The organism is Mesorhizobium sp. P2_E6 (assembly GCF_056403835.1).
In genome coordinates, this window is the sequence record NZ_JBFUEQ010000015.1 from 220,123 (window position 1) to 237,507 (window position 17,385).

Sequence of the window (17,385 nt, forward strand, 5' to 3'; positions counted from 1 at the left end):
AAATTCCGCAGAGCGACACGTCGAAATCACCGCAATGCGCGTATTCGCCACCGCATTCTAGGAGGTGCGTGCCAGATTGGGCCAGGGCCTAATGTTGCACTGCGAAACGCGCCTTTCAATGCCAATCTTCTTGGGCCAGTTCGCTCCTAATCGATTTGATCCGCTATGCGCGCCAGGCTTTCCTCGCGGCCGAGCACGGCAAGCACGTCGAACACACCCGGCGAGGTGCTTTTGCCAGTCAGGGCGGCGCGCAAAGGCTGGGCCACGGCGCCAAGCTTGTGGCCGCCGGCCTGCGCATAGTCGCGCACGGCGGCTTCAGCCGCAGTGGCCGTCCAGTCACCTGACAGGGTCGTCAAAGCTTCGTGAGCGCCGCGCAGGATCTTGCGCGCGTCTTCATTGAGCAGCAGTGCCGCCTTGTCGTCGATCGGCAGCGGCCGGGTGGCAAACAGGAAGGCGGCGCCGTCGACAAGTTCGACCAGTGTCTTGGCGCGCTCCTTCAGGCCGGGCAGCGCTGCCAGCAGTTGCGCCTTGTTCCTGTCGTCGAGGCGCGCGGCCATCGCCGGCCCCCCCTCGAGATAGGGCAGGGTGGCGATGAAGATGTCGAACAGCTCAGCATCGCTCATGCGGCGCATATGGACGCCGTTCAGCGCCTCGAGCTTGGCGAAGTCGAAGCGGGCGGCGCCCTTGTTCACATCGCCGATGTCGAACCAGGAGATCATGTCCTTGATCGACATGATCTCGTCGTCGCCATGGCTCCAGCCGAGGCGCGCCAGGTAGTTCAGCAACGCCTCCGGCAGGTAGCCCATGGCGCGATAGGCCTCGACGCCGAGCGCACCGTGCCGCTTCGACAGCTTGGCGCCATCGGCGCCGTGGATCAGCGGGATATGCGACATGGACGGCACGTCCCAGCCCATGGCGTCGTAGATCACCGTCTGGCGGGCGGCATTGGTCAAATGGTCGTCGCCTCGGATGATGTGGGTGACGCCCATGTCGTGGTCGTCGACGACGACGGCATGCATATAGGTCGGGTTGCCGTCCGAACGCAGGATGATGAAGTCGTCGAGATCCTTGTTGGGGAAGCGCACCTCGCCCTGGACACGGTCGTGCACCACCGTCTCGCCCGTGGTCGGCGCCTTGATGCGGATGGCGCCCTTGGCGCCTGCGGGCGCCTCGGAGGGGTCCCGGTCACGCCACCGGCCGTCATAGCGGGGCGGCAGGCCCTTGGCGCGTGCTGCCTCGCGCATTGCCTCGAGCTCGGCAGGCGTCTCGTAGCTGTAATAGGCCTTGCCCATGCGCACGAGCTCCTCGGCCACCTCGCGATGACGCGGCGCGCGCTCGAACTGCGAGACGGCCTCGCCATCCCAGGAGAGGCCGAGCCAGGAAAGCCCGTCGAGAATGGCTGCGGTCGCGGCATCGTTGGAGCGCTCGCGATCGGTGTCTTCGATGCGCAGCAGCATGGTGCCGTCAGTGTGCTTTGCGTACAGCCAGTTGAACAGCGCCGTGCGCGCGCCGCCTATGTGCAGGTAACCGGTGGGCGAGGGGGCAAAACGGGTGACGACCTTGTCGGACATGAAACTCTCGGAAACCATCTGAAGCGGGGTGTGGTTGCGCGGACTTTCGCGCGTTGCGCGTTCATGTAGCATAGGGTGTCGAGGGCGCAAGGGGCAGACCCGATGGCTGGACGGGGCCGGGGCTCGGATCAGGGCGAGGACGCCGCTATTGGCGTCAGCGAACGGTCCCTGTTTGCGACGCCGCTGCCGGCTGCGTTACCGCTGCCATCACCTCTCGTGCCGGCCCCCGGCAACCCGCCGTTGCAAGCGGATGTCTCCGCCCCCGCTCCTGTTGCCGAAGTTGGCAGGATCGTGCGCGTGCGCCGGCAAATCGGCCGGATATCGCTGCCTCGGCTGCGCCACAGCGTGGCCACGGCAGCGGGCCTGGAGCTTGATCGAGGCGTAGCCTTCCTGCTGGTGCCGGTCTGTCTGGCGATCGGAGCGATCGGCTATTTTTCGCTGACGGTGGAACCTGATTTTGCGAAGCCTGTCGCGGTCGTCGTTCTGACGGGGCTCTGCGCGTTCGTCTCGCGTTCCAGGCCGAAAGCCCATCTTTGTTTCATGGCTGCGGTGCTGTGCACGCTCGGCCTGCTCGCCGGCAAGGTCGAGACATGGCGGGCGGGAACGCAGTTGCTCGGTTCGGAAATCTCGACTCAAGTGACCGGCCGCGTCGTCTCGCTTGACCGAATGGAGTCCGGCCGCATCCGGCTGACCATCGACGTGACGTCGACAGCCAGGCCGAAATTGCGCTATGCGCCGGAGCGGGTTCGGCTTTCGGCACGAAAGATCCCGGCAGAGATAACCCCAGGCTCGCTGGTCACCGGCTACGCCAAGCTATTGCCGCCCACCGGCCCGGTGCGGCCGGACAGCTACGACTTCTCCTTCGACAGCTATTTCGCCGGCATTGGCGGCAGCGGGTTTTTCCTCGGCAATCCAAAGCTTGTCGCCGGCAATGACGACGACATTCCGCTGTCAGCCCGCCTTGCCTCGGGGATAGAAAATGCCCGTGAAGCCATCGCCGACCATATCAGGGGCAGTATCGGTGGCGCCGAAGGCGAGATCGCCGCGGCGCTGATCGTCGGCGTGCGCGCCGGCATTCCCGATGAGATCAACGAAGCGATGCGGCGCACCGGCATCTACCACGTCATCTCCATTTCAGGGCTGCACATGGCGCTGGTGGCCGGCACAATCATGATGCTGATGCGCAGCGCCTTCGCCCTGTTTCCGGACTTTTCCGCGCGCCGGCCAGTCAAGAAATACGCCGCGGCCGCCGCGCTTTTCTCGATCGCCGCCTATCTTGTCATCTCAGGCGTCGTCGTTGCCGCAGAGCGCAGCTTCATCATGCTGGCGGTGATGCTGATTGCCGTGCTGTTCGATCGGGCGGCGCTGACCATGCGCAACCTGGCGATCTCGGCGATCGCGGTCATTGCGGTGTCGCCGCATGAAGTGGTCGGCCCAAGTTTCCAGATGTCGTTCGCGGCGACCGCGGCGCTGGTCGGTGCCTATGCCGGCTGGTCTGATCATCGTGCGGCGAAAACGAAACCGCCGCCGCCACGGCGATCTCTCCATGGCTTTCTCACCAGAAAATTCCTGTTGGCGATGGGCGGCCTTGCCATGACCTCCATCATCGCCGGCTCTGCCACGGCGCTGTTTGCCATCTGGCATTTTCAGCGGGTGTCGCCGCTCAGCCTGTTCGCCAATCTCGCCATCATGCCAATCGTCTCGCTGGTTGTGATGCCTTTCGCCGTCCTCAGTGCGCTGGCGATGCCCTTTGGCGCCGATGGCCCCTTTCTTTACGTGATGGGCAAAGGCCTGACGGTGATGATCGCCATGTCCGGATGGATTTCCCAGCGCTCGCCGGTCGACGCGGTCGGGTTGATTTCGCAGCAGTCCGTCCTGCTGGTTGCGATTGCCTTGGTCATCGCGACGATGGCCACGACATGGCTGCGGCTCGCAGCCCTTCCGTTCGCGCTTGCCGGCCTGTTGACCGTCTCGGACACGCGCGCACCGGACGTGCTGATCTCGGAGGACGCCCGGCTGGTTGCGCTGCCGATCGGGGGTGGCGAACTCGCCGTCAGCCGGGCACGCCCGAACGAATTCACGGTCGACAACTGGAAACGCGCGCTGACATCCGAGACCATCGTCATACCGGAGGTGTTCAGCAAAGGAGACGGGCAATTCGAGATAGCCGATGCCGCCGAGCTGCCGTCGGGAGCGCCTTTCTATTGCACATCGGGCATTTGTCTCGCCAAGCATCCATCCGGTGCGATCATCGCGCATGTCGAAGACCGAAAGGACGCCTGGATGGCCTGCGGCTTCGCCGACCTGATCGTCATCAATGACGCCACGGCCTATGACCCCTGTCACAATCCACTTGTGCTCGTCATCACCAAGCGACAACTGGCCCGCAAGGGTAGTGCGGCCGTCTTCTTCGATCGCCAATCTGCGACCACGCCTGCGACGATCAGCTTCGCGGTGGACGGGTCATACCGGCCCTGGCACACGCAGCGCAAGTTTTCGCGCGAGGCGAGGGGCCTGCCACCCTACCGCAAACCCGAAAAGCCGGTCGCAAGCCCTGCTCAGTAGCGCCTGATCAGCCCGACGAGCTTGCCTTGCACCTTGACCCTGTCCGGTCCGAAAATGCGGGTTTCATAGGCCGGGTTGGCGGCTTCGAGAGCAATCGAGGCACCCTTGCGGCGGAACCGCTTCAGCGTCGCTTCCTCTTCATCCACCAGCGCCACGATGATCTCACCCGGGCTGGCTGTATCGGCGTTGCGGATGATGACGGTATCGCCGTCGAAGATGCCGGCCTCGATCATCGAGTCGCCCTTGACCTCCAGGGCATAGTGTTCGCCGCCCATGATCATGTCCGGCGGCACCGAGATCGAATGCGTCTGGTGCTGGATGGCGTCGATCGGCACACCGGCCGCGATGCGTCCCATGACCGGGATCGACACGGCGGAGACCACGTCGTCGTCATTGCCGGCCGAAGGCATCCGCGAAGATGCAGGCTTGAGTTGCCGGCCAAGGCCGCCTTGACCGAGGCTGCCCTGGATGACGCTTGGCGAGAACTTCTTTGCCGCGTTGAGGCCTGGCGCGATCGAATCCGGCAGCCGCAGCACTTCCAACGCGCGCGCCCGATTGGGCAGGCGGCGAATGAAGCCGCGCTCCTCCAGCGCCGTGATCAGCCGGTGTATGCCGGATTTGGAGGCAAGGTCGAGCGCTTCCTTCATCTCGTCGAAGGATGGCGGAATGCCGCTTTCCTTGAGCCGTTCATGAATGAACATCAGCAGTTCGTGTTGTTTACGCGTCAGCATGGCAGCCCCCAGGTTACCCAAAACCAGAATCGGAAAAACAAACCCAGAACAAACACTATCTGTTCCAGTTGTGTTCCGCAACCGTTTAAAGTTTAATGAACTTGTTAAGGCGGCTGAAATTATTTGGCGCCCCGGAAGTGGGTCGCGATCGACGCATGCCTGCCACCGCCGAGCGCTTGGTTGGATTGAAATTGCTATGGTTAATGGCCTGTGGCTCACCCAGTGTCGGGCTTGGCCTCGGCTAACGCTGGAGCTCGACAAGAGGGCTCGGTTCACTTCACCGGTCGTGGCTCCCGTGAACGAAAGGGAGCCAAAATGCCAACTTTGGCGGAGGAATTGCCCGTATCGGCCTTGCCTTGTTCCTCGTCGCATTACCGCTTGTTTGTGCTGCCGTCGCCGGCATGGACATAGACATGCAGCGTGTAGCCGATGTGGGCAACCATCAGGGTTTTCGCGCGCTCGATGTCGCGATCCAGCGCCGCTTCCATGAGCGCGGTATGATGTTCGATCGCGACGGCCTGGCGCAGCGCCTCCATGGCCTCTTCGTAGCCATGCTGGAGACCGGCGGCCGCCCGCAAGGTTGGCGCCAGGCCAAGAAAGCGGTGATGGCGACGCAACTGATCCGCGATCGTGGAGTGGAAGGTCAGCAGCCAGGGGGACGCTGCCGCGCTGAGCAGTGCCGCGTGGAAAGCCTCGTGCTTTTCATCCCATTCGTCGACCACTTCGTCGGACGGGTCGTCGACCGCGGTCCTGCTGCGCGACAGCCGGTAATGGGCAGCGACGACGGCGTCCTCCCATTCACGGCCGCCTTTCTCGATCGATTCCTGGAGCAGAGGCAGTTCAACCACCAATCTGGCGCGTGACAGATCTTCCAACTCGTTGCGCGATACCGCGGCGACGGCAAAGCCGCGATTGCTGATGGCGGTCACCAGGCGCTCGGCCTCCAACCGCGAGAGTGCCTCGCGCAGCGGTGTCCAGCCGATGCCGTAGCTGTTGCGCAACGCGCTGAGCTTGAGCGGCGCGCCGGGCTTCAGACGGGTGGTGAGGATATCGCGGCGCAGCAGCCTGTAGGCTGCTACTGTCTTCGAGAAGTGCTCGTCGTCCAGCATTGCCGACCATCCGTACCAATTGGTCGGGTGATTATATATGAAATCCTTCCATTGCGTAAATAATATATAATGTTTGACAAGACCCAAGGGACTGCCCATGATCGCCAACGGTTTCACCTGATATGTTCATCTGAGCACGCCCATGCGCGGGGATAGTCGACCATGAATGCAACTCCCGATCTCGCTGCAATCGAGGCGATGGATGCCGCGGACCCGCTGCGTTCCATGCGCGATCGTTTCGTCTTGCCGCAACGGGTGATCTACCTCGACGGCAATTCGCTTGGCGCGGCTTCTCCCGCCGTCTTCGACGAACTGAACAAGGCCGCCACACAGGAATGGGCGCAGGACCTCATCCGTGCCTGGAACACCGCCGGCTGGTTCGACATGCCAGTCGAGCTCGGCGACCAGCTCGGACGCCTGATCGGCGCCGCGGCCGGTCAGACTGTGGTCTGCGATACGACGTCGATCAACATCTACAAGGTGCTGCATGCGGCGCTCGCGATGCGTCCGGACCGGTCGGTCATCGTCGCCGAGGGCGACAGCTTCCCGACCGATCTCTATATGGCCGAGGGCGTTGCTTCGACGCGGCCGGGTACGGTCCTGCGGCTCGAGGGCGTCGACGCGCCTGATATCGAGGAACTGATCGACGAGCGCGTCGCCGTTATCCTGGTCAACCACGTCAACTACAAATCCGGCCAGTTGCGCGACATGGCGGCGCTGACGCGCAAGGCCCATCAGGCTGGTGCGCTGATCGTCTGGGATCTCTGTCACACCGCCGGCGCGCTGCCGGTCGAACTCGACGCTGCCAATGCCGATTTCGCCATCGGCTGCACCTACAAGTACCTCAATGGCGGCCCGGGTTCGCCAGCCTTCATCTATGCCGCACAGCGGCACCACGGTGATGTCTATCAGCCGCTCAGCGGCTGGTGGGGGCATGCGCGGCCGTTCGCCTTCGAACAAGGCTATGCCGCAGGCACCGGCATTCGCCGGTTCCTGTGTGGCACGCAGCCGGTGTTGTCGATGCGGGCGCTCAAGGGCGCCCTGGACCTCTGGAACGATGTCGACATGGTGGCGGTGCGCCAAAAGAGCATCGGGCTGACCGATCTGTTCATCCAGCTGGTCGAAGCAAGGTGCGGGGCGTACGGGCTCGAGCTTGAAAGCCCGCGTAACGGCAACGAGCGCGGCAGCCAGGTGTCATTCATCCACCCCAGCGGCTACCAGGTGATGCGGGCCTTGATCGAGCGCGGCGTGATCGGCGATTTCCGGGCGCCTTCGACCATCCGCTTCGGCTTCACGCCGCTCTATATCGGCTACAAGGATGTCTGGCAGGCGGTCGACATGCTGGAAGACATCCTGCGCACTGGCGTCTGGCAAGACGCGCGTTTCGCGGTCAAAACCGCGGTGACCTGAGAAGCTAGAGCCGGGTGCGAACTGTCCAGAGTTCCGGAAACAGGACGACCTCGAGCATCTTCTTCAGGTAGGACGCACCCGACGTGCCACCGGTGCCGCGCTTCAGGCCGATGATGCGTTCGACCGTGGTTACGTGGTTGAAGCGCCAGCGGCGGAAATAATCCTCGAAGTCGACCAGTTTTTCAGCCAGCTCGTAGAACATCCAGTAGCGCTGTGGGTCGCGGTAGATTGTCTGCCAGGCGACCAGGACCGCTTCATTCTCGGTGCGCGTCTCACGCCAGTCGGTACGGTTGGCGTCAGCACCGATGTCGAATCCGTTGCGGGCGAGCAGCAGCAGCGCTTCGTCGTAGAGCGACGGTTCGGCCAGGATCGCCTCAAGCTTCCCGCTGAGGTCCGGCCGGTGCTTGTGCGGGCCTAGCATGGCGAGGTTGCGGTTGCCGGCCATGAACTCGATGGCGCGATACTGCCAGGACTGGAAACCCGAGGATTGGCCGAGCGCGTCGCGGAACTCTGTATATTCGCTGGGTGTCATCGTCCGCAGCACGTCCCAGGCATTGTTCAACTGCTCGAAGATGCGGGCGACGCGCGACAGCATCTTGAAGCTCGGCTCGAGGCGGTCGGCGCGGATCGAGCGGATCGCGGCACCGATCTCGTGCAGGGCAAGCTTCATCCAGAGCTCGGAGGTCTGATGCTGGATGATGAACAGCATCTCGTCATGCGCCGACGACAGCGGCGTCTGCGCCTCAAGGACTTTCTCCAGGTGCAGATAGTCGCTGTAGGACATGCGCTCCTTGAACGACATCTGTGCGCCTTCGGAGGCCGGATCGTATGGCTCGCTCAACTGATTTTCTCCGTGCGCAGCCGGAAGCGCTGGATTTTGCCGGTCTGCGTCTTGGGCAACGCAGCAATGAACTTCACAGATCGCGGATATTTGTAGGGCGCGATCGTCGCTTTGACATGGTCCTGCAGACGCTTGATGGTCATCGCGTCAGGTGCCACACCTTGCACCAACACAACATGCGCCTCGACGATCTGGCCGCGTTCGGCATCCTCAGCGCCGATCACAGCGCATTCGGCGACGTCCGGGTGCGCCAGCAGCGCTGCCTCGACCTCGGGGCCGGCGATGTTATAGCCGGCGCTGACGATCATGTCGTCGGAGCGGGCGGCGAAATGGAAGAAGCCGTCCTCGTCCTGGGTGAAGGTGTCGCCGGTGAGATTCCAGCCGTCGCGAACATATTCCTTCTGCCTGTCGTCAGCCATGTAGCGACAGCCGGTCGGCCCGCGCACCGCAAGCCTGCCAGTCGAGCCTCGCGGCACCTCACGCATCTCGTCATCGACAATGCGTGCCTCGTAGCCGCCCACCGGCTTGCCGGTAGACGCCGGCTTCATGTCATCGAAGCGGTTGGAGATGAAGATGTGCAGCATTTCGGTGGCGCCGATGCCGTCGAGGATCGGCTTGCCGGTCTTTTGCGTCCACTCCTGGAAGACCGGAGCGGGCAAGGTCTCGCCAGCCGAAACGGCGACGCGCAGCGATGACAGGTCGGCACCTTCATCCATGGCCTTCAGCATGGCGCGATAGGCGGTCGGCGCTGTGAAGGAGATAGTTGCTTTGTAGGTCTCGATGATGTGGATCATGTTGGGCGGCGTCGCCTGTTCGAGCAGCGTCGCCGCCGCACCGAAGCGCAGGGGAAAAATGGCGAGGCCGCCGAGGCCAAAGGTGAAAGCCAACGGCGGCGACCCGACAAAGATGTCATCCGGCGTCACCTGTAGGATTTCGCGGGCATAGGCGTCGGCGATGATCAGAAGGTCGCGGTGGAAATGCATCGTTGCCTTCGGCACGCCTGTCGTGCCCGAGGTGAAGCCGAGCAGCGCGACGTCGTCGCGGCCAGTGTTGACGGCGCTGAAAACGACCGACTTGTCGAGAGCCGCCCGATCAAGTTCGGCATCATGGTTGGCGGTGCCGTCGAATCCGATGACCTGCTTGAGGAACGCGCTGTCCTTGGCGCAAGCGGTCATCTCGTCCATCAGCCTGGTGTCGCAAAGCGCGATCGTGATTTCCGCCTTGTCGACGATCTTGGCGAGCTCGCCGGCGCGCAGCATCGGCATGGTGTTGACGACCACGGCGCCGACCTTGGTGGCGGCCAGCCAGCAGGCGACCATGGCGGGGTTGTTGGCCGAGCGGATCAGCACCCGGTTGCCCGGCTTGACACCATAATTCTCGACCAGCGCGTGGGCCAGCCTGTTCGTCCAGTCGGACAGTTCCTTGTAGGTGCGGCGGCGGCCATTGCCGATCAGCGCGGTGTGGTCACCCAGGCCCTTCTCGACCAGCCTGTCGGTGAGTTCGACGCCGGCGTTGAGATGTTCGGGATAGTCGAAACCGTCTAGCAGGAAGTCCGGACATTGCTCCGGCGGCGGCAGGTGATCGCGCGTGAACGTGTCGATATGCGCTGAAGGCCCAAGCATGTCGCCGCTATCCTGTCTGCTGCCTGGCCAGTGCGCGAGGCGCCTGGCTTGTTGGGGTGGATCTCAAGGTCCTGCTTTTGAAGAGGTTTTCGTGCTGCCAGTCGCACCTTGCTCGACGCCATCCGAAAGGGTGGACATTGCAGGTTTTGGCAGCACAGCGGACCTCCCATAGTCGGCTGTTCGTGACGGCAGGATCGCACCAGTCGAAATTTGTTTCAAGCCTAAAATGTTTTTGCCATGGAGCATTGACGCATGGCGTGGCGGTGGCCATTGCTAGCGCAGAAACGATGCCGTTTTGGGGGAGGATGCCGATGCCTAGACATCGCATTGCCGATTGGGACAATGCCTATGCCAACAGCGCGAACATCGCCGGCAGCGACCGCTGGCCGACCGCGTGGGTGGAGCCGGCGGAAGCGTTTCGTGACGCGCTTTCGTCAGAGGGCCGGGCACGGCTCGACATCACCTATGGCGGCGGACGGCGCAATCGCCTTGATCTTTTCCTACCCAGTGCCACGCCCAAGGGATTGGTGGTGTTCATCCATGGCGGTTACTGGATGGCGTTCGACAAGAGTTTCTGGTCGCATCTCGCCAACGGTGCCGTCAGCAGCGGCTTTGCCGTGGCGATGCCCTCCTACACGCTCTGCCCCGAAATCCGCATCGCCGGCATCGTCCAGGAGATCGGCGAGGCGATCGGCAAGGCGGCAGGACTGGTCGACGGGCCGCTGATGTTGACCGGCCATTCGGCCGGCGGACATCTCGCCAGCCGCATGGTGACGGCGACAACGCCGCTGGCGGCCGATGTGGCGCGGCGCATACGCCACGTCGTTTCGATTTCAGGCCTCCACGACCTGCGCCCGATCATGCGCACCGAGATGAACGCGACACTCGCAATCGACGAGCAGGAGGCGCTGGCCGAAAGCCCGGCGCTGTTGCGTCCCATGGATGGTGCCCGCATCACCTGTTGGGCCGGTGGTGGTGAACGCGCGGAGTTCCTTCGCCAGAACGCCTTGCTTGCCAATATCTGGACCGGCCTCGATGCCACGACCTCTTCCGTGGTCGAGCCCGACCGGCACCATTACAGCATCGTCGACGGCCTTGCCGATCCGGCCCATCCACTGACCCGGACCTTGATCTCGGAATAGCGCCGAGTCCATTTTCGGCTTGTCGTCAATGGCTTGCTTGGCGAATCTTCAGCGTAACATCAGCACGCTGCAGGCTTCGCCAGCGTCCGCTGCGGGGGCAAACGGTGCCCGCACGATCAGCCCGTTGGCATCAGCCAGCATTCTTAGCATCGAAGAATCCTGTATGCCGAACGGCGTCGCCACCGGCCCGCCGTCATCGTCCCGGACCACCGCCCGCACATAGTCCTGGCGCAAATCATTGGCCGGCATTGCAGCGCCCAGTCGCGCCGGACGAATGTCCTGGCGGTGTTCGCGGCCGCCAAGTCGCGCCAGCAGTGGCTTCAGGAACAACTGCGAGCAGACCAGGCTTGCCACCGGATTGCCGGGCAGGCCGATGCATCTGATGTCGCCGAGGCGGCCGAACATCAGCGGCTTGCCGGGGCGCATGGCGATCTTCCAGAAGCCGAGCGTCATGCCTTCGCCGGTCAGCACGTCGTGGATCAGGTCATGGTCGCCGACCGAGGCGCCACCCAGCGTGACGATGACGTCCGCGCCGGCCGCGACCGCTTTCCGCACCAGCGCGGCGATGGCCTCCTTGCGGTCGGCGGCAATGCCGAGATCGAGCGCACGAGCGCCGACCGACTGCGCCGCCGCGGCGACACCATAGGCATTGGACGAGATGATCTGATCCTGCCCGAGTTCGCTGCCGGGCGGCAACAATTCGTCGCCGGTGGCGATGATGGCGACCAGCGGCCGTTTCACCACGTTGACCCGTGGATGGTTGGCCGACGCCGCCAGCGACAATGCCGCCGGATCGAGCACGCGGCCTTTTTCCAGCAGGACGTCGCCTTTCGAGAAGTCGAGGCCGACGCGGCGGATGTTGCGCCACTCCGCCGTCCGTTCGATGACTTCGACGTCACCACCACCGAGGTCGCGGACATTCTCCTGGATGACGATGGTGTCGGCGCCTTCGGGCAGCGGCGCACCGGTGAAGATACGCACAGCCTGTGCCTTGCCGACCGTGCCGTCAAAGCCGCGCCCGGCAGGTGCCATGCCGATCACGGAAAGTCTCGACGGCACCGATGCCACATCGACGGCACGCGCCGCGTAGCCGTCCATGGCGGAAGCGTTGAATGGCGGCTGTGTGCGCAGCGCTGCGACCGGTTCGGCCAGCACGCGATCAATAGCCTCGAACAACGGAACGCTTTCGCCCGCCAAAGGTGCTGCACCCTCAAGCAAGCGTTCGAGCGCCTCGGCGACCGGAACCAGCGCCATCAGGCGTCCACTTTGTAGTCGCCCGACTTGCCGCCGGTCTTTTCGACCAATCGGATGCCGGAGATGACCATGGCGCGGTCCACCGCTTTGGCCATGTCGTAGATGGTGAGGCAGGCAACCGAAGCGGCGGTCAACGCTTCCATCTCGACGCCCGTCTTGCCGGTGACACGCGCCAGGGCGGTGACCTTCAGGCCCGGCAAAGCATGGTCGGGCTCGATGTCGACGGAAACCTTCGTCAGGAGCAGCGGGTGGCAGAGCGGGATCAGCTCATGCGCTTTCTTCGCCGCCATGACGCCGGCGATACGCGCAGTGCCAAGCACATCGCCCTTCTTGGCGTTGCCTTCGAGAATCATGGTCAGCGTCTCGGGCTGCATCGCGACAAAACCCTCGGCGATTGCGGTACGCGTCGTCTCTGCCTTGTCGCCGACATCGACCATGTTGGCCTCGCCCTGCGCGCCGAGATGGGTGAGGGCGGCCGCCATCGTCAGACGGCCTCGGCCGGCGCCTTGCCCGTCAGAAGCAGGCGCGTCGCCGTGGTGACGTCCTGTTGCCGCATCAGGCTTTCGCCGACAAGGAAGGTGCCGATGCCGCTCTTTTGCATTCTGAGGCAATCGTCATGCGAGAAAATGCCGCTTTCGCTGACCAGCAGGCGGTCGGCCGGTACCATCGACGCCAGCCGCTCGGAGGTTTCGAGACTGGTCTCGAATGTCCTGAGATTGCGGTTGTTGATGCCGATCAGCCGCGACGACAGTTTTAGCGCGCGCTGCGTCTCGGCTTCGTCGTGCACTTCGATCAGCGCATCCATGCCGAGTTCTAACGCCGTCGATTCGAGGTCGCGGGCCAAAGCATCGTCGACGCTGGCCATGATGATCAGGATGGCGTCCGCGCCCCAGGCGCGGGCTTCGTAGACCTGGTATGGGTCGAACAGAAAATCCTTGCGCAAAGCGGGCAGGGCGACGGCGGCTCGCGCCCTGGTGAGAAATTCAGGCGCGCCCTGGAATGACGGCGCGTCGGTCAGCACCGAAAGACAGGCGGCGCCGCCTTTCGCATAGGCCTGCGCCAATGCCGGCGGGTCAAAATCGGCGCGGATCAGGCCCTTGGAGGGGCTTGCCTTCTTGATCTCGGCGATCAGCGCGAAGGCGCCGGATTTGCGCTTGGTCTCGAGCGCGGCAAGAAAGCCGCGCGGCGCCTCGGCATGTTTAGCCCGCGCCTTGATCTCGGCCAGCGGTACGCGTGCCTTTGCCGCCGCGATCTCGTCGCGCTTGTAGGCCTCGATCTTGCGAAGAATGTCAGACACGCTCTACCCGTTCGAAATCTCGATCAGCCGGTCAAGCACCTGCAGCGCGCGGCCACTGTCGATGGCTTGCGCGGCGAGCGCGATGCCGTCGCCAAGTGTCGTCGCCTTGCCGGCAACCACAAGCCCGGCGCCGGCATTCATCAACACGGTGTCGCGATAGGCGCCGGCAGCGCCACTCAGCATATCGCGCAATGCGTCGGCGTTGTAGGCTGCGTCGCCGCCGCGCAATTCATCCTTGGTGTGGCGCTCCAGCCCGACAGCTTCGGGGGTCAGCGTGAAGCTGCGGATCTCACCGCCGATCAGCTCGGCGACATGGGTCTCGCCGGTGGTGGTGATCTCGTCATAGCCATCGCCATGGGCAACCCAGGCATGCTCGGCACCCAGCGCTTTCAGCGTCTCGGCCACCGGCAGGATCCATTCCGGCAGGAACACACCGACCATCTGACGCTTGACGCCAGCCGGGTTGGAGAGGGGCCCAAGCAGGTTGAAGATGGTGCGGGTGCCGAGTTCGACGCGGGTCGGGCCGACATGCTTCATCGCCGGATGGTGTGCGGGCGCGAACATGAAGCCGACGCCCGCCTCATGGATGCAGCGGCCGATGAATTCGGGCGAGATATCGATCTTGACCCCGAGCGCGACCAGCACGTCGGCGGCCCCTGTCAGCGACGACAGCCCGCGATTGCCGTGCTTGGCAACCGGCACGCCGCTGCCGGCAATAACAAACGCCGAGCCCGTCGAGATGTTGACGCTGTGGGAATTGTCACCGCCGGTGCCGACGATATCGATGGCGCCGGCGGGCGCCTCGACGCGCAGCATCTTGGCGCGCATGGTGGCGACGGCGCCGGAAATCTCGCTCACTGTCTCGCCGCGCACGCGCAGCGCCATCAGGAAGCCACCGATCTGGCCGGGCGTTGCGTCGCCCGACATGATGATGTCGAAAGCCTCGCGCGCTTCCTCGAAGGAAAGCGCGCTTCCGGTCGCGACCTTGGCGATATGGGTTTTCAGCGCGCTCATCTTGTCGAGGCTTGGGCGACGGCGGCCTGGTCGATGCGAACGTCGAATTGCGTCTGCAACTGCGCCACCAACTGGTCGAGCAGATCGTCCGACATGCCGGAGGTGAAGGATTTCTGTGCGTCTTCCGGCACGGAGCTGGCGTCAGCTCCGGCAGGCTCGAACACTTCGGCGACCTTGTACAGGATCTGTCCGTCTCCGGTGGGCGAGGGGATCAGCCCGGTGCCGCCTTCGCCGACGCCGAACATCGCTGCGGCGCCCTCCTTGCCGAAGTCGACATCGTCGGCCTCGCGCTTGACGCCGCGTTTGGTCTGCTTTTCCAGCTTCAGTTCGCCGGCGATAACGTCGAGCGTTGCGCCGGCCTTGAGCCGCTTTTCGAGTTCGCCTGCCTTGGCGGTGAGGCGCTTGGTTGTTTCGGCGGCGGTCCAGTCGGCGACGACTTTCTGGCGAGCCTCGTCCAGTGTGCGGTCGCGAGCCGGTGTGATGGAAGCCACTTCGTAGAAAACGAAACCGTTGTCCGCCGTGGTCAAAGCGTCGTTTTCCGTGTTGGGTTCAGCGTCGAAGACAGCCTTGATCAATTCCGGCGATTGCGGCAGGTCCTTGACGATGCTTGCGTCAGGTCTCAGGCCACTGCGATCGATGGCGTCGATGGTGACGATCTTCAGCTTCAACTTGGTGGCGGCGTCGGCCAGCGAGCCGCCAGCGGCCCGGGTGTCTTCGTAATTGTCGCGCACGTCCAGAAGGATGCGACTTGCCTCGCCCAGCGCCAGATCCTTGCGGATCTGGTCGGACACTTCGGTCAGCGGCTTCACCACCTGGGGCTTGATTTCGGTGACGCGCAGCAGCACCGGACCGAAGGCGCCCTGCACGACCGGGCTGACTTCATTCGCATTGAGTGCGAAGGCCGCGTCGGCGACCGCCTTGTCGGCGATCTTGTCCTTGGCCAGCGTGCCGAGCAACGTATCGGCCGGGGTCTTGCCTTCCGCCGTGACAAGCTTGTCGAAGGTGGCGCCGGCCTTGAGCGAATCCAGCGCGGCCTTGGCCGCGTCAGGCGTCTTGAACACAAGCTGCTCGATGGTGCGCAGCTCCGGCGTCGTGTAGCGCGCCTTGTTCTTGTTGTAGTCGTCGCTGACCTGTTGGTCGGTGACGGCGGTCGTATCCATGATGTCGACCGGTTCGAGGCGGACATACGAGAATTTGCGGTATTCTGGTGCCGCGTACGTCTTCTTGTTGGCGTCGAAATAGGCCGAGAGCACGCTGTCGGACGGCGCCCCGATCGGCTCGACCAAGGCCTTGGGCAGCGTCAAATAGTCGATGGTGCGGTCTTCGCCGCGATAGAGCGCGACCGCCTTGAAGAAAGTATCCGGCGCCTTGAGGCCATCCGAGACCGCCTCGACGATCTGCTGGCGCACCGCCACCTGGGCACGGTTCTTCAGATAATCGGCAGGCCGCATGCCAATCTGCTGCAACATATATTCGAAGGTTCGCCTGTCGAACTGGCCGCCAGGACCCTTGAAGGCCGGATCTTCGCGTGTCAGCTCGGCCAGCCGGTCCTTGGAGAGGCCGAGGCCCAGCTTGCGGGCCTGTTCGTCGAGAACGGCTCCCGAGACGAGCTGCGCCAGTACCTGGTTGTCGATACCGAGCGCCTTTGCCTGTTCGTGGGTGAGACGCTGGCCGAATTGCTGCGACATGACGGAGAGCTGGCGGTCATAGGCGAGACGGTATTCGTTGATCGACACCTTGGTGCCGCCGGCGAAAATAACCGAATCGTGGCCGGCGAAACCGCCCATCAGCCGTCCGGAAATGCCCCAGACCAAAAAGCTGAGCACCAGCAACACTAGTAGACCCTTCGCGACCCAGGTACCCGCCGCGCTTCTCAATACACCAAGCATCGTTACTTCCGATTTATGCGCATTTTCGCATGCGCCGAGTCTGAAACAAGCGCAATAGCGCCCTTCCGGTCCACTGTCGATTGCTTTGTGGCCTGATTTTGGTAGTGAGGGCCAGAGCCTGATATCGCCCGGAGAAGCAACCCATGACGCCAGGAATTCGCCCGCTCGTCGCCGGCAACTGGAAAATGAACGGCACCACTGCCTCGCTCAACGAGCTCAGGATGATCGGCAACGGTTTCATGAGTGGGCTCGATGCGGAGACCGAAGCGCTGGTTTGCGTTCCCGCAACCCTGCTTGCCCACGCAGCCGAGATTCTGTCACGCACGCCGGTCCACGCCGGCGGCGAGGATTGCCACACCAAGGAAAGCGGCGCCTACACCGGCTGCATCTCGGCGGAAATGCTGAAGGATGCCGGCGCGAGCCATGTCATCGTCGGCCATTCCGAGTGCCGCGAGCAACGCGGTGAGGATGACGCGACGGTCCAGGCCAAGGCTTCAGCCGCCTGGCGCGCCGGGCTTGTGGCCATCATTTGCATTGGCGAAACGCAGCAGCAGCGTGAAGCGGGCGCCACGCTCGATGTGCTGTCGCGGCAGGTCGCCGGCTCGGTACCGCCAAGCGCCACCCCGTCCAACACCATCATTGCCTATGAGCCAGTGTGGGCGATCGGCACCGGCCTGACGCCGACCGCCGCCGACGTGGCCGAAGCACATGCACATATCCGCGAAAAGCTGTCGGAAAAACTCGACAGCGTCGCGGCCAAGATGCGCATTCTCTATGGCGGCTCGGTCAAGCCTTCCAACGCGGTCGAACTGCTCGGCGTCAGGAATGTCGACGGCGCGCTGGTCGGTGGCGCCAGCCTGAAAGCGGCGGACTTCCTTGCCATCGCCGAGGCTTATCGCAGCATCGCCTAGGGGTGGACAGCGCCGGAAATCGTTGCAAA

General features: G+C 63.7%; 14 protein-coding genes. 4 read left to right on the forward strand and 10 right to left on the reverse strand.

Features of this window, described 5'->3' with window-relative positions:
• Nucleotides 1–146: 146 nt before the first annotated feature.
• Nucleotides 147–1,571: a glutamate--tRNA ligase gene (gltX, locus tag AC1D08_RS30105; RefSeq protein WP_457152568.1), complete on the reverse strand. Its 1,425-nt coding sequence runs from the start codon at nucleotides 1,569–1,571 to the stop codon at nucleotides 147–149.
• A 102-nt stretch (nucleotides 1,572–1,673) separates the two neighbouring features.
• Here gltX and AC1D08_RS30110 point away from each other — a divergent pair, with 102 nt between their 5' ends.
• Nucleotides 1,674–4,136: a ComEC/Rec2 family competence protein gene (locus AC1D08_RS30110; protein WP_457152569.1), complete on the forward strand. Its 2,463-nt coding sequence runs from the start codon at nucleotides 1,674–1,676 to the stop codon at nucleotides 4,134–4,136.
• Here the strand turns inward: AC1D08_RS30110 and lexA are convergent.
• Nucleotides 4,130–4,867: a transcriptional repressor LexA gene (lexA, locus tag AC1D08_RS30115; protein ID WP_095081425.1), complete on the reverse strand. Its 738-nt coding sequence runs from the start codon at nucleotides 4,865–4,867 to the stop codon at nucleotides 4,130–4,132. The genes AC1D08_RS30110 and lexA overlap by 7 nt on opposite strands.
• Before the next feature lie 371 nt (nucleotides 4,868–5,238).
• Nucleotides 5,239–5,976, reverse strand: coding sequence for a GntR family transcriptional regulator (locus tag AC1D08_RS30120; protein ID WP_457154758.1), 738 nt, complete (start codon nucleotides 5,974–5,976; stop codon nucleotides 5,239–5,241).
• A 162-nt stretch (nucleotides 5,977–6,138) separates the two neighbouring features.
• Here AC1D08_RS30120 and kynU point away from each other — a divergent pair, with 162 nt between their 5' ends.
• On the forward strand, nucleotides 6,139–7,386 hold the full coding sequence (gene kynU, locus AC1D08_RS30125; RefSeq protein ID WP_457154759.1) for a kynureninase: 1,248 nt from the start codon (nucleotides 6,139–6,141) through the stop codon (nucleotides 7,384–7,386).
• A gap of 4 nt (nucleotides 7,387–7,390) precedes the next feature.
• Here kynU and kynA read toward each other — a convergent pair whose 3' ends face one another.
• Nucleotides 7,391–8,227, reverse strand: coding sequence for a tryptophan 2,3-dioxygenase (gene kynA / locus AC1D08_RS30130; protein ID WP_477424722.1), 837 nt, complete (start codon nucleotides 8,225–8,227; stop codon nucleotides 7,391–7,393).
• The gene (locus tag AC1D08_RS30135) at nucleotides 8,224–9,849 is read right to left on the reverse strand and encodes an AMP-binding protein (RefSeq protein ID WP_477424724.1); all 1,626 of its coding nucleotides are present in this window, start codon (nucleotides 9,847–9,849) and stop codon (nucleotides 8,224–8,226) included. The genes kynA and AC1D08_RS30135 overlap by 4 nt, the downstream gene beginning before the upstream one ends.
• A 311-nt stretch (nucleotides 9,850–10,160) precedes the next feature.
• On the opposite strand from AC1D08_RS30135, the gene AC1D08_RS30140 reads away from it, so the two are divergent.
• A complete protein-coding gene (locus AC1D08_RS30140) occupies nucleotides 10,161–10,991 on the forward strand; it encodes an alpha/beta hydrolase (RefSeq protein WP_457152015.1) in 831 nt (276 codons plus the stop codon).
• Nucleotides 10,992–11,039: 48 nt separating this feature from the next.
• Here AC1D08_RS30140 and AC1D08_RS30145 read toward each other — a convergent pair whose 3' ends face one another.
• From AC1D08_RS30145 to AC1D08_RS30165, 5 genes are read right to left on the reverse strand one after another with little or no spacing between them, the layout of a single operon-like run.
• The gene (locus AC1D08_RS30145) at nucleotides 11,040–12,245 is read right to left on the reverse strand and encodes a molybdopterin molybdotransferase MoeA (protein ID WP_457152014.1); all 1,206 of its coding nucleotides are present in this window, start codon (nucleotides 12,243–12,245) and stop codon (nucleotides 11,040–11,042) included.
• Entirely contained in the window at nucleotides 12,245–12,727 is a 483-nt protein-coding gene (moaC, locus tag AC1D08_RS30150) for a cyclic pyranopterin monophosphate synthase MoaC (protein WP_457152013.1), read from the reverse strand. The genes AC1D08_RS30145 and moaC overlap by 1 nt, the downstream gene beginning before the upstream one ends.
• A 2-nt stretch (nucleotides 12,728–12,729) precedes the next feature.
• Nucleotides 12,730–13,542: an indole-3-glycerol phosphate synthase TrpC gene (trpC, locus tag AC1D08_RS30155; RefSeq protein WP_457152012.1), complete on the reverse strand. Its 813-nt coding sequence runs from the start codon at nucleotides 13,540–13,542 to the stop codon at nucleotides 12,730–12,732.
• Between the two features lie 3 nt (nucleotides 13,543–13,545).
• Nucleotides 13,546–14,556 (reverse strand): anthranilate phosphoribosyltransferase, encoded by a 1,011-nt coding sequence (trpD, locus tag AC1D08_RS30160; RefSeq protein ID WP_457152011.1) that lies wholly within the window; start codon nucleotides 14,554–14,556, stop codon nucleotides 13,546–13,548.
• A complete protein-coding gene (locus AC1D08_RS30165; protein ID WP_477424726.1) occupies nucleotides 14,553–16,445 on the reverse strand; it encodes a SurA N-terminal domain-containing protein in 1,893 nt (630 codons plus the stop codon). Before AC1D08_RS30165 ends, trpD begins: the two co-directional genes overlap by 4 nt.
• A gap of 143 nt (nucleotides 16,446–16,588) precedes the next feature.
• Between AC1D08_RS30165 and tpiA the strand changes: the two genes are divergently transcribed.
• Nucleotides 16,589–17,356 carry a triose-phosphate isomerase gene (gene tpiA / locus AC1D08_RS30170; RefSeq protein ID WP_457152009.1) on the forward strand — a complete coding sequence of 256 codons (768 nt, stop codon included), beginning with the start codon at nucleotides 16,589–16,591 and terminating at the stop codon, nucleotides 17,354–17,356.
• Nucleotides 17,357–17,385: the final 29 nt, after the last annotated feature.

Bases quoted from the DNA above. Each gene is read 5' to 3' on its own strand.
- gltX (WP_457152568.1), bottom strand. From the start codon at position 1,571: ATGTCCGACAAGGTCGTCACCCGTTTTGCCCCCTCGCCCACCGGTTAC.
- AC1D08_RS30110 (WP_457152569.1), top strand. From the start codon at position 1,674: ATGGCTGGACGGGGCCGGGGCTCGGATCAGGGCGAGGACGCCGCTATT.
- lexA (WP_095081425.1), bottom strand. From the start codon at position 4,867: ATGCTGACGCGTAAACAACACGAACTGCTGATGTTCATTCATGAACGG.
- AC1D08_RS30120 (WP_457154758.1), bottom strand. From the start codon at position 5,976: ATGCTGGACGACGAGCACTTCTCGAAGACAGTAGCAGCCTACAGGCTG.
- kynU (WP_457154759.1), top strand. From the start codon at position 6,139: ATGAATGCAACTCCCGATCTCGCTGCAATCGAGGCGATGGATGCCGCG.
- AC1D08_RS30135 (WP_477424724.1), bottom strand. From the start codon at position 9,849: ATGCTTGGGCCTTCAGCGCATATCGACACGTTCACGCGCGATCACCTG.
- AC1D08_RS30140 (WP_457152015.1), top strand. From the start codon at position 10,161: ATGCCTAGACATCGCATTGCCGATTGGGACAATGCCTATGCCAACAGC.
- AC1D08_RS30145 (WP_457152014.1), bottom strand. From the start codon at position 12,245: ATGGCGCTGGTTCCGGTCGCCGAGGCGCTCGAACGCTTGCTTGAGGGT.
- moaC (WP_457152013.1), bottom strand. From the start codon at position 12,727: ATGGCGGCCGCCCTCACCCATCTCGGCGCGCAGGGCGAGGCCAACATG.
- trpD (WP_457152011.1), bottom strand. From the start codon at position 14,556: ATGAGCGCGCTGAAAACCCATATCGCCAAGGTCGCGACCGGAAGCGCG.
- AC1D08_RS30165 (WP_477424726.1), bottom strand. From the start codon at position 16,445: ATGCTTGGTGTATTGAGAAGCGCGGCGGGTACCTGGGTCGCGAAGGGT.
- tpiA (WP_457152009.1), top strand. From the start codon at position 16,589: ATGACGCCAGGAATTCGCCCGCTCGTCGCCGGCAACTGGAAAATGAAC.